Genomic DNA, 11,264 nt, shown 5'->3' with positions numbered 1-11,264 from the left:
GCCGGGCCCGCGGTGCGCGTGCCCGGCCCCGGAGGACGGACGCGGTCACTTGCCGCCGGCGCCCGGGGTGCGGATGTGGGTGATCCGGTGGTTGCGGTCCAGGCCGACGACGAGCTTGGTGGGTGGGACTCGACAGTGCGTCGCGGTGTGCGGGCGGCCCCCTCGACCCCCGTGACGTGGGGGCCGCTCCGGCGACACCCAGAGCATCGGCGGCCCCGCGGTGCGGGGACAACGGGCTGCGCCCCATCCGCAACGGTGGAACCGTCCCAGGCCTCCCGACCTCTCCTTATGGGGAGTGCCTGGGATACCGTCCTGGGACGCGAGGCAGGGGGAACCGGTGTCGTCCCAGGACGAGGTGGAGGAGTTCGCGGCGCTGCTGCGGCGTCTGAAGGCCCGCACGGACCGCAGTTACGCGGCACTCGCGCGCCGCCTGAACATGAACGCCTCGACGCTGCACCGGTACTGCTCGGGGGACGCCGTGCCGCTCGGCTTCGCATCCGTGGAACGGTTCGCCGCGTTGTGCGAGGCCAGTCCGGCCGAACGGACCGAGCTGCACCGGCGGTGGATCCTGGCGGTGGCGGCACGGCAACGGCCCCGGCCGGCGGCCGAGTCCGTACCGGGAGTCGCCGAAGGCCTCGCGGCGAGCGGCGAGGGCCCCATGGCCGACAGGGCACCTGAGCTCGCGTCCACACCGGCCGCCGACACCGTGTCCGCACCGGCCACCGACGCCGTGTCCACGACCGCCGCCGACACCGCTTCCACACTGCCCGACGGCTCCGTGCCCACGGCAGCGCCCGAATCCTCGCCCGGTCTCCAGGAGACCTCCGCGGAAAGCCTCCCCGGCTCGTCGCGCGCGCACGACGTGGCGTCGCGCCCCGCCTCGCGAAGGCCCTGGTACAGGCGCCGCGTGACGGTCACCGCCGCTGTCGTGACGGCGCTGATCGCCACCCTGGGCAGCCTGTCCGCCCTGCCGTCCGGGCACCCCTCGGCCACCGGCGACGACCAGGCGTCCGGCACGAAGACCACGAGGACGGCGGGCGCGCGGCACGGCTCCCCGACGCCGTCCGCCCACCCCTCCAGCACGCGCGGCCGGCCGTCCGGCACGCCGTCCCCGAAGGCATCCGGCAAGCGAGACGCCTCGCCGGGCCCGTCCGCGAGCAGGGCCCCCGCGGCCGGCTCCGCCGTCACCCCCCTCACCTGGACCGCGAACTCCCATCGCTGGGCGACCGGCTGCTTTCACGACTACGTCATCGACAAGGTGCCCGAGGATGTGCCACCGCCCCCGGCCCCGCAGGACGCGTCCCCCTGGGCGAGGACGCAGAACGCGGTGCACGGCGGCCAGTCCTTCGTGGACATCACCGTGCAGGGGCGGACGGACGCGGCTGTCGTCCTGGAGGCCCTGCGGGTCCGCGTCGTCGGACGCTCGGCCCCGGTGAAGGGCAAGGTCTACTCAACGGGCCAGGGTTGCGGCGCCGACATGGCCCCCCACTCGTTCGCCGTCGATCTGGACATGGCCCGGCCCATCGCCCGCGCGGTCCCGGGCAATGACGGCGGAACGATCACTCCGCCGCTGCAGCTGCCCTACCGGGTGTCCGTGAAGGATCCCGAGGTGCTGATGGTCGACGCCCGGACCGTCGGCTGCGACTGCCGTTGGTACCTGGAGCTCGAATGGTCCTCGCAGGGCCGCACCGGCACCGAGCGCATCGACGACCACGGCGTCCCGTTCCGCCTCAGCGGCACCAAGGGTCTGCCGCACTATGGGTACGCGAGCGGCGGCTGGACTCTCACGGACTGAGCGGGGCCACCGGCGCACGGGGCCGACGCCCTTACGGGCGGGGCATGTTGCGCAGGTTGGAGCGGGCCAGCTGCACCATCCGTCCGACGCCGCCGTCCAGCACGATCTTCGATGCCGAGAGCGCGAAGCCCGTCACCATGTCCGCGCTGATCTTCGGCGGGATGGAGAGCGCGTTCGGGTCGGTGACGACGTCGACCAGGGCCGGGCCCTTGTGGCGGAAGGCGTCCTTGAGGGCGCCGGCGAGCTGCTTGGGCTTCTCGACCCGGACGCCGTACGCGCCGCACGCACGGGCCACCGCCGCGAAGTCCGGGTTCTTGTTGGCGGTGCCGTAGGAGGGCAGCCCGGCGACGAGCATCTCCAGTTCGACCATGCCGAGGGACGAGTTGTTGAAGAGAACGACCTTCACCGGCAGGTCGTACTGCACGAGGGTGAGGAAGTCGCCCATCAGCATGGAGAATCCGCCGTCGCCGGACATCGACACGACCTGCCGCTTCCGGTCGGTGAACTGGGCGCCGATCGCCATCGGCAGCGCGTTCGCCATCGACCCGTGCGAGAACGAACCGATCACGCGGCGGCTGCCGTTGGGCGAGATGTAGCGGGCCGCCCAGACATTGCACATCCCGGTGTCCACTGTGAACACCGCGTCCTCGTCGGCCAGTTCGTCCAGCACCGAGGCGACGTACTCGGGATGGATCGGAACGTGCTTCTCGACCTTGCGGGTGTACGCCTTGACGACCCCCTCGAGGGCGTCGGCGTGCTTCTTCAGCATTTTGTCGAGAAAGCGCCTGTTCCCCTTGGGCCGCACGCGCGGGATCAGACAGCGCAGGGTCTCCTTCACATCGCCCCACACCGCCAGGTCCAGCTTCGACCGGCGCCCCAGGCGCTCGGGCCGCACGTCGACCTGGACGATCTTGACGTCGTCCGGGAGGAAGGCGTTGTACGGGAAGTCGGTGCCCAGCAGGATGAGGAGATCGCACTCATGGGTCGCCTCGTAGGCCGCGCCGTACCCGAGAAGCCCGCTCATCCCGACATCGAAGGGATTGTCGTACTGAATCCATTCCTTGCCGCGCAGCGCGTGCCCGACCGGGGACTTGATCTTCTCGGCGAACTGCATGACCTCGGCGTGCGCGCCCGCCGTGCCGCTCCCGCAGAACAGGGTGACCTTGTCCGCCTCGTCGATCATCTCGACGAGCTTGTCGATCTCGGTGTCGCCGGGCCGGACGCTGGGCCGGGAGGTGACGAGGGCGGTTTCGATCGTCTTGTCCGGGGCGGGCTCGGCGGCGATGTCGCCGGGCAGCGAGACCACACTGACCCCGGACTGGCCCACCGCGTGCTGGATGGCGGTCTGGAGCAGCCGCGGCATCTGCTTCGGGCTGGAGATGAGTTCGCTGTAGTGACTGCACTCGCGGAAGAGCTGGTCGGGATGGGTCTCCTGGAAGTAGCCGAGGCCGATCTCGCTGGAGGGGATCTGCGAGGCGAGGGCCAGCACCGGGGCCATGGAGCGGTGCGCGTCGTACAGGCCGTTGATCAGGTGGAGGTTGCCGGGACCGCAGGAGCCGGCGCAGGCCGCGAGTTTCCCGGTGATCTGGGCCTCGGCGCCCGCGGCGAAGGCGGCGGTCTCCTCGTGGCGGACGTGGATCCAGTCGATGGCCGCGTTGCGCCGGATCGCGTCCACGACCGGGTTGAGGCTGTCCCCCACAACTCCGTACAGCCGCTTGACGCCGGCGCGGACGAGGATGTCGACGAACTGCTCGGCGACGTTCTGCTTGGCCATGGCGCACGCACCTCTTCGTGATCCTCGAAGCCCTCGGGCGTCTCGGGTCCCCGTGGTTCCCTGGTCCATCCCTCGGTCCATGAATTCACACGGTGCGCGGTTACGCCTCCCAGACGGCGGCGGCGGTCCGGTCGTCGGCGTACCCCTTGACCCGCACCAGGCTGTCCGCCAGGAAGGCGGCCAGGCCGGGCGGCTCCGCCGTCGACCACCGCGTCGTCAGGTACTCGGCCAGCTCGGGTTCGCCGCGCAGCGGCTCCGCAAGGCCGTTCGTGCACAGCAGGAGCGTGTCACCCGGGCGGGCGACGGAGGCCCGGAACCGGAAGGGGGCGCGGGGCGGCCGGGGGGCGGGTTCGTACGGGCTCGGGGGTGTCGTGATGCCCAGGTCCATGGTAAGCCGGTCGCCCTCGGGGGTCTCGTGGGGCAGCGACCCGAAGCCGACCACGGCCTCCCCGGTGGTGTCGGCGACCCGCGGTTCGATGTCCTGCCACTCGCCGTCCCGCAGCCGGAACAGGCCGCCCGGGCCGACGCCGAAGAACACCCGGGTACGGCACTCCGGGTCGGCGGGCAGCAGCATGCAGCGCAGACCGGCGGAGTACTCCTCGGGTTCGACGCCCTGCTCCGCCGCGCTGGCCCGCAGTTTGCCGAGGCTACGGTCGGTGAGCCGGTGCAGGCCCGACTTCAGGTCGCCGCGCCGGGCGGCCCGGATGTCGTCGGACAGCCGCGCGTGGCTGCGCCCGACGGCCCGCGCGATCCACTGACACGCCTCCGCCGCGGCCCGGTGCGCGCCCGGCGTGGCCCGGGCGCCGGTGGCCATCGCGACCAGGACGAGCGCCTGCTCGCCCACGCCGAACCGGGCTGTGAGCAGCGAGTCCCGGCGCGGTTCGCCCCGGTAGCGCGCGGAGTCCCCGCGCACGGACACGGCCCGCAGGGTGCTCGTCCCGTACCGTGCGCCGTCCAGCACGGTGTCGGCGACCAGGTCGTCGAGTTCGTCCGGGTCGGCGGGCGGGAGCGCGGTCGGTTCGGCGTCGTAGGTGGGCGGGCCGGAGCCGACGTGGTCGACGGAGGGCGGCCGCCCGACGACGGAGAGGGCGGTCTCCCGGGGCTCGCCGGGCGACCTGTCCTCGGGGTCCGCGTCGGGGGGCGGTGGCCGGAAGCCGCCGGTGGTGCTGGGCAGCGCGGGGGCGGGGGGTGCGGTCGAGGGGACGGCGGGAGCCGACACGGGTTTCGGCGGTACGTCCGACGGTGCCCTCGACGCGGGCACCCGCGACGGCATCTGCGGTGCGGGCGGCGGCTCCGGGGACGGACCGCTCCGGGTGTCCCGGGACGCGTCCGGGCCGGGCTCCTGCGCGGTGAACCCCGGCGGTTTCGGGCCGGGCGGGAAGGGTGCGGGGGCGGCCGGGTCGGGGGCGCGGTCAGGGGGAGCCGGCTCCCAGGGAGCGGGCTGCCGGGGAGCCGGCTGCCGGGTGGGCCCGCTCCGGTCGGCGGGACCCAGGTCGGAGCCGGGAGGCGGCACCGGGCCGCGCTCCCATCGGCCGGGCCGTGACGCCGTCTCGTCACGTGGGGTCGCGCCGGGCCAGGGCACGGAGGCCGCGGTGCCGCCGGGCCGTCCCGTCACGGCGGGAGGCTGCCTCGGCGGGAACGGCGGCTGCTTCCCCGTCTCGGGGGAGGACGGCTCCGGCACGGCGGGAGGTCGCTCCGGGTGCGGCGGGCCGTCGGGCCCGGCCGCATCGGGCCGTGAAACGGCCCCGCGCCCTGACAAGGGACCCGGACCCGGCGCGGACCGCGGATCCGGAGCCGGCCTCGGGTCCGGAGCCGGCCTCGGGTCCGGCCCGGATGCCGGACCCGGCTCGGGCCCGCCGCCCACTGTCCCCGCCGCCGACGCGAACCGGTCGTCCAGGGAATCGGCCACGGGCGCGGGCCCCGTGTCCTCGGTGGAGTCGTCGTACAACTGGCCCCACCAGTCGTCCTCGTGACCGGTGGGCTTCTCCCCCTGCTGGCTCATGCCCGTAATTGTCCACCGCGACCGCCGGTTGAAAACGGTGCATCCGGAAAAACCGGCCAAGGTGCGGGCGGTCGAACGGCGCGTCGAGTGAATCGCCGAACAGGAATACGTACAAGAAACGTGTGCACACATGACCGCCGGGCGGTCCCACCCCCCACGGGAGAACCGCCCGGCGGCGTCCGGGTGACCGGGGCCTGACGCACGTCGCAGGCCCGGGTCACGGTCCGATACGGCCCGCGTTCGCGCAGGCCAAGCCCAAGTAGGGCATTACGGACGGCGGTTGGTACCGCGGTGGCGTGAGCTTGTCAGAGGGGCGGGGGGTACGGCGATGATGTGCCGAGGCGGGTTTGCGCCGTGGCCGCTTTCCGCCACGGCGATGCCGACCGGCCGGAACGCATCCTTGGGAGGGGACATCGCCGCATGCTGGGAGCGATAGGTCTGGACGAGACCCACGAGTCGGCGTACCGGGCGCTGGTGTCCGTGGGCGCCGCCGACGTGCCCGATCTCGCGTGTCGGCTCGCGCTCGGCGAGTACGACACGGAGCGCGCGCTGCGCCGGCTGGAGCGGCACGGTCTGGCCGCCCAGTCCTCGGCGCGGCCCGGCCGCTGGGTGGCCGCGCCGCCGGGGGTCGCCCTCGGGGCGCTGCTCACCCAGCAGCGCCACGAGCTGGAGAAGGCGGAGCTGGCGGCCGCGCTGCTGGCCGAGGAGTACCGGGCCTCCGCCGCCGAGCCGGCCGTGCACGACCTGGTCGAGGTGGTGATCGGCGCGGCGGCGGTCTCCCAGCGCTTCCTCCAGCTCCAGCTGGGCGCGACCGAGGAGGTGTGCGCGCTGGTCACCGGGAACCCGGTGGTGGTCTCCGGCACGGACAACGACGCCGAGGCGCAGGCCGCGGACCGGGGTGTCGCCTACCGCGTGGTCGTCGAGCGGTCCGTCCTCGACCTGCCCAGCGGCATCACCGAGCTGTCCGCCGCGCTCGGCCGCGACGAGCAGGTGCGGGTCGTGGACGAGGTGCCGACCAAGCTGGTGATCGCCGACCGGGCGCTCGCGATGGTGCCGCTCACCTCGCACACCGCGGAGCCGGCCGCGCTGGTCGTGCACGCGAGCGGGCTCCTGGAGTTGCTGTCGGGGCTGTTCCAGTCGGTCTGGCGGGACGCCCTGCCGCTGCGGCTGGGCGGCCGGGGCGTGCTGGAGGAGGAACCGGACGGCCCGGACGCCGCCGACCTGGAGATCCTCTCCCTCCTCCTCGCGGGGCTGACCGACGCGAGCGTCGCCAAACAGCTCGACCTGGGCCTCAGGACGGTGCAGCGCCGGGTCAAGCGGCTGATGGAGCTGACGGGCGTGACGACCCGGCTGCAGCTGGGCTGGCACGCGTACGAGCGGGGCTGGGTGGCGCGGGACTGACCTGCGGTCTCCCGTCCGCTCCGGCACCCTGGGCAGATGGGAGCGTGGGAACTCCTGCTGGTCGGCGTGGTGATTCTGCTCGGCCTGGCAGGAGTACTGGTGCCCGGACTGCCGGGGTCGTGGCTCGTCTGGGCCGCGGTCCTGTGGTGGGCGCTGAGCGACCCGCAGGCCCTCTCCTGGGGCGTCCTCGTCGGTGCGACCGCGGTCCTGCTGCTCGCCCAGGCCATCCGCTGGATGCTGCCGCCGCGACGGCTGCGCGAGAGCGGCGCCACCACCCGAATGGCGGTGTACGCCGGTGCCGGGGCGGTCCTCGGCTTCTTCCTGGTGCCGGTCGTCGGCGCCGTGCCCGGTTTCATCGGCGGGATCTACCTCGGCGAGCGGCTGCGCCTCGGTGGGCACGGGGAGGCGAAGGCCTCGGTGCGGACCGCGATGCGCTCGGGCGGCTGGAGCGTGCTGACGGAACTCCTCGCCTGCCTGTTGATCATGGGTGCCTGGCTGGGCGCGGTCATCTGGGGCTGAGCCGGCGCGGGAGGTGCCAGGCTCGGCCGGCGGGCGGCCCGCGGCGGGAGGAGCGTGTTCAGGTCGATCGTGTCGGCGAGCGCCCGCATGCCGGAGTCGTTGAAGTGCAGATGGTCGCCGGGGTCGTAGGCGGGGAGGATCCGGCTCGGACGGGCGGGGTCGCGGACGGTGGCGTCGAAGTCCGCGACCCCGTCGAAGATCCGGTGGGTGCGGATGGCGGCGTTGACCGCCTGCCGCACGGCTTCCCGGGCCGGGGTGTACGCGCCGTGACCGCCGTACGGAGTGATGGTGGCGCCGACGACCCGGATGCCGCGGGAGTGCGCGCGGCGTACGAGAAGCCGGTAGGCGCTCTCCAGAGCGCGGGGGTCCGTCTGCGCCGGTGTCCCCTTGATGTCGTTGATGCCCTCCAGCACGATCAGCGCCCGGACCCCCGCGCGGGAGAGGACGTCGGCGTCCAGGCGGGCCAGAGCGCTCGGGCCCCGGCCGTCGAGCAGGAGGCGGTTCCCGGCGATCCCCGCGTTCAGGACGCCGGCCCCGCGGTCGGCGGGAAGTCCGCGCAGCCGGGCGGCAAGCCGGTCGGGCCAGCGGCGGTTGGCGCTGAAGGAGGAGCCGGTGCCGTCGGTGATGGAGTCGCCGAGGGTGACCACGCTGCCCGCGGCCGAAGGGCCGAGCACGTCGACGCCGGTCACGTAGTACCAGTTGCCGATGGTGGTGGTGTAGGCGGCGCCGCTCTCCTCGGCGGTCCGGTCGCCCTGCGGCGCGATGAAGTTGGCCTGGAGCGCGGAGCGGTGGTAGGTCGCCGGGCCCGAGTCGGCGGGGGTGTGCACCGAGACCAGGAGGTTGGCGTCGGCGGGGACCGACAGGACGACGGGGTCGCTGACCAGGTCCCGGCCGGCGGGGACGGTGGCCGGCCTGGCGCCGGCGAAGGTGACCGCGCGCACGGAGCCCGCGACGGCCCGGGGACTCGTCGGCTCGTCCGGCCGCTGCAACGCCAGTGTCACGGAACCGAGTTGGAGCGGTCTCGTGCCGAGCCGGTTGGACAGCCGGACGCGGGCGGCCCGGCCGCCGACGCTGGTGTGCACGACGTTGCGGATGGAGGCGCCGGGCAGCGCGGGCGCGGTGTCGGAGGCGGCGGCCTCCCAGGTGCCCGTCCAGGTCAGGACCGGCTTCGGAGCGGTCCGGCCGGGCGCGGATCTCGCCTCGGCGATCGTGCCCGGCGAGGCGAGGACCAGGGCGGTCGCCAGGGTGACGAACAGGCGCCGGAACGTGCTCGGGCGAGTCATGAGGCCATCGCTTCCCCGGGCATGGGCTCCCGCAACCACCGTCACACCATCGGGCAGCCCCTCCCGACGCACCGTCACACCATCGGGCATGCCCCTCCCGACGCACCGTCACGGCTTCGGGCGCGACGCGCTCCTCCTCCGGTCCTAGGTCCGGAACCCGATGCGTCGCGGGCGGGGGCGTGTTTGGGTGCTGTCATGACCGAATTCAGCGAGGCCGAGCGCACGTATCTGAGGTCGCAGCGACTGGGGCGGCTGGCCACCGTCGACCCTCTCGGGCAGCCCCAGGCCAACCCCGTCGGCTTCTTCCCGCAGGGGGACGGAACGATCCTGATCGGCGGCTACGCGATGGGGACCACGAAGAAGTGGCGCAACCTCCGGAAGAACCCGAAGGTCGCCCTGGTCGTCGACGACATCGTCAGCCTCGAGCCGTGGAAGGTCAGAGGCATCGACATCCGCGGGGAGGCGGAACTGCTCACCGGCGCGCACGACTTGGGACCGCACTTCAGTGAGGAACTGATCCGCATCCACCCGAGGAGAATCCACAGTTGGGGCCTCGACGCCTGAGCGGCCCCACGGATCGGGCCGGTTACGACAGCGACCCGGGCCGCCGGCCAGCCGAGTCCGTCGGTGAGCGGCCGCAGTTCGGGCCCGGTCGACCGCCGAACGGTTCGTCCTGTGGAGGGCACCCCGCGCGGTGCGCTGCCGCAGGAGGACGGCCGGCACGACCAGCACCCGCACGCGCCGGTGCGGGGGACCTGCCGGGCACCGGGTGAACGCGCCTCCTGGCTCGGGCCGTTGGCCTACGGCTCCCCCGCGGCCCGCAGGTGCCTGACGGCGTACGAGCGCCACGGGCGCCAGCCGTCCGGGATGTCCGCTCCGGGCGGTGCCACGTCCGGGTCGCCGAGGGCCCGGGTGCGGATGACGGCGGCGACGCCCTCGTCCATGCCGGGCAGCGCGAGCAGCGCCTCCTGAGCCTCGTCGCGGTCGGCGCCCGGGTCGAGACGCAGCGCGCCGTCGGCGAGGGCGGTGGTCAGAGCGCCGAGGGGGCCGTCCGGCTCCGCCTGGGCGAGCACGGCGGCCTCGGGAAAGAGATGCGTGAGCGTGTCGCAGGGAGCGTCCAGCGCCTTGCCGTACCGCTGCACCAGTCGCTCGGCCTCCGCCTCCCCCACCAGCGCGCGCACCGCCAGCTCGTCCGGATCGGCGGTGCCCGGCGATCTGAGGCCCGGCCGCGCCGCGACCAGGGGACCCAGCCGCGGGTCGGCTCCCAGCCGCTCGTCGACGGCGTACGGATCCGCGTCGAGGTCGAACAGCCGGCGCAGCCGCTGTACGGCGGTGGTGAGGTCCCGGAGATCGGTGAGGTGCAGCCGGGCGTCGAGCCAGCCACCGGGGTGCGCGGCACCGGTCGGGTCCGCCACTCCCACGGAGGGGTCAGGTGCTCCCACGGAGGGGTCCGGTGCTCCCGCGACACGGCCGGTCCCGCCGGAACCGGGGCGGCCCGCGCCCGTGCCCGCCCGTTCGTCGACGGCCACGATTCCCGTGCCGTACGGCAGCCGCAGGGTGCGCCGGTACGTACGCCGGCCACGGCTGCCGCCGACGGCCTCGACCCCCGGGACGGCCTCGGCTGCCAGCAGGTCGAAGACGGCGGTGGTCTGGTAGGGCCCCCGGTGGGCGAGCCGGAGCGGGACACCCGCGGTGGGGGTGGCCGCGCGCCGGGCGGCGGGGCCGGTGCGCGGCGCGGCGGCGCGCACCTCGCTCGGCGTCGACGCGTAGACCGCGCGGATCGTGTCGTTGAACTGGCGGACGCTGGCGAACCCCGCCGCGAACGCGATCTGCGTGATGGGGAGTTCGGTGGTCTGGAGCAGTATGCGCGCGGTGTGCGCCCGTTGGGCCCTGGCCAGCGCGACCGGGCCCGCGCCGACCTCCGCCGTGAGCTGCCGCTGGACCTGGCGGGCGCTGTACCCGAGCCGGGTGGCGAGCCCTGCGACGCCCTCACGGTCCACGACGCCGTCACCGATCAGGCGCATGGCCCGGCCGACGACGTCGGCCCGTACGTTCCAGGCGGCGGAGCCCGGCACGGCGTCCGGGCGGCATCTGCGGCAGGCCCGGAAGCCCGAACCCTGCGCGGCGGCGGCCGTCGCGTAGAACCGCACGTTCTGCCGCTTCGGTGTCACCGCCGGGCAGCTGGGCCTGCAGTAGATCCCCGTCGTCCGCACGGCGAAGAAGAACTCCCCGTCGAACCGGGCGTCCCGGCTCCGCACGGCCTCGTACCTGGTGTCCTCGTCGATCACCCTTCCAGTGTGGCCCGCCCCGCACCACGGGGCTGGCGGAAATCGGACACGGCACTGCGATCCGGGCGAGGCCTCGCCTTCACCCCGGGCCGGCCGGGTGGCGGGAGGGACGCTCCGGTGCGGGACCGCACCGGCAAGACCGACGGCGGAGGCCGAGGCCGAGGCGGGCGAGGGTGCGGTGCGGGGCGGGGGGGGGCCCCCC

7 protein-coding genes and 1 pseudogene are annotated in these 11,264 nt (G+C 74.1%); 4 read left to right on the top strand and 4 right to left on the bottom strand.

Annotation, left to right across the window (positions count from 1 at the left end):
- The first annotated feature begins 337 nt into the window (after nt 1–337).
- Nucleotides 338–1,795, top strand: a complete 1,458-nt coding sequence (locus ACFWBT_RS37435) for a helix-turn-helix domain-containing protein (protein ID WP_385707626.1) — start codon at nt 338–340, stop codon at nt 1,793–1,795.
- 31 nt (nt 1,796–1,826) lie between these two features.
- On the opposite strand, the gene ACFWBT_RS37430 is transcribed toward ACFWBT_RS37435, so the two are convergent.
- Nucleotides 1,827–3,569, bottom strand: coding sequence for a pyruvate dehydrogenase (locus tag ACFWBT_RS37430; RefSeq protein ID WP_385707624.1), 1,743 nt, complete (start codon nt 3,567–3,569; stop codon nt 1,827–1,829).
- Between the two features lie 100 nt (nt 3,570–3,669).
- The gene (locus ACFWBT_RS37425) at nt 3,670–5,571 is read right to left on the bottom strand and encodes a protein phosphatase 2C domain-containing protein (RefSeq protein WP_385707622.1); all 1,902 of its coding nucleotides are present in this window, start codon (nt 5,569–5,571) and stop codon (nt 3,670–3,672) included.
- 420 nt (nt 5,572–5,991) lie between these two features.
- Between ACFWBT_RS37425 and ACFWBT_RS37420 the strand changes: the two genes are divergently transcribed.
- Both ACFWBT_RS37420 and ACFWBT_RS37415 read left to right on the top strand, forming a co-directional pair.
- Complete coding sequence (locus ACFWBT_RS37420) at nt 5,992–6,972, top strand: helix-turn-helix transcriptional regulator (RefSeq protein ID WP_385707620.1); 981 nt, start codon at nt 5,992–5,994, stop codon at nt 6,970–6,972.
- A 36-nt stretch (nt 6,973–7,008) separates the two neighbouring features.
- Complete coding sequence (locus ACFWBT_RS37415) at nt 7,009–7,491, top strand: DUF456 domain-containing protein (protein WP_385707618.1); 483 nt, start codon at nt 7,009–7,011, stop codon at nt 7,489–7,491.
- Nucleotides 7,492–7,541: 50 nt separating this feature from the next.
- Here the strand turns inward: ACFWBT_RS37415 and ACFWBT_RS37410 are convergent.
- Nucleotides 7,542–8,774 (bottom strand): annotated as a pseudogene (locus ACFWBT_RS37410) (SGNH/GDSL hydrolase family protein); the annotation flags it as partial.
- 195 nt (nt 8,775–8,969) lie between these two features.
- Between ACFWBT_RS37410 and ACFWBT_RS37405 the strand changes: the two are divergent.
- Nucleotides 8,970–9,338, top strand: coding sequence for a PPOX class F420-dependent oxidoreductase (locus tag ACFWBT_RS37405; RefSeq protein WP_385707616.1), 369 nt, complete (start codon nt 8,970–8,972; stop codon nt 9,336–9,338).
- Between the two features lie 236 nt (nt 9,339–9,574).
- Here ACFWBT_RS37405 and ACFWBT_RS37400 read toward each other — a convergent pair whose 3' ends face one another.
- Nucleotides 9,575–11,059 (bottom strand): DNA-3-methyladenine glycosylase 2 family protein, encoded by a 1,485-nt coding sequence (locus ACFWBT_RS37400; RefSeq protein ID WP_385707628.1) that lies wholly within the window; start codon nt 11,057–11,059, stop codon nt 9,575–9,577.
- Nucleotides 11,060–11,264: the final 205 nt, after the last annotated feature.

The organism is Streptomyces sp. NPDC060027 (assembly GCF_042737005.1).
In the GTDB taxonomy this organism is placed as follows: domain Bacteria; phylum Actinomycetota; class Actinomycetes; order Streptomycetales; family Streptomycetaceae; genus Streptomyces.
Note: the sequence above shows the minus strand (reverse complement) of the source record. Positions and strands in the feature narration are given on the sequence as shown.

Excerpts from the sequence above, each read along its gene's own strand:
- ACFWBT_RS37405 (WP_385707616.1), top strand. The coding sequence starts at position 8,970 with ATGACCGAATTCAGCGAGGCCGAGCGCACGTATCTGAGGTCGCAGCGA.
- ACFWBT_RS37425 (WP_385707622.1), bottom strand. The coding sequence starts at position 5,571 with ATGAGCCAGCAGGGGGAGAAGCCCACCGGTCACGAGGACGACTGGTGG.
- ACFWBT_RS37420 (WP_385707620.1), top strand. The coding sequence starts at position 5,992 with ATGCTGGGAGCGATAGGTCTGGACGAGACCCACGAGTCGGCGTACCGG.
- ACFWBT_RS37430 (WP_385707624.1), bottom strand. The coding sequence starts at position 3,569 with ATGGCCAAGCAGAACGTCGCCGAGCAGTTCGTCGACATCCTCGTCCGC.
- ACFWBT_RS37415 (WP_385707618.1), top strand. The coding sequence starts at position 7,009 with ATGGGAGCGTGGGAACTCCTGCTGGTCGGCGTGGTGATTCTGCTCGGC.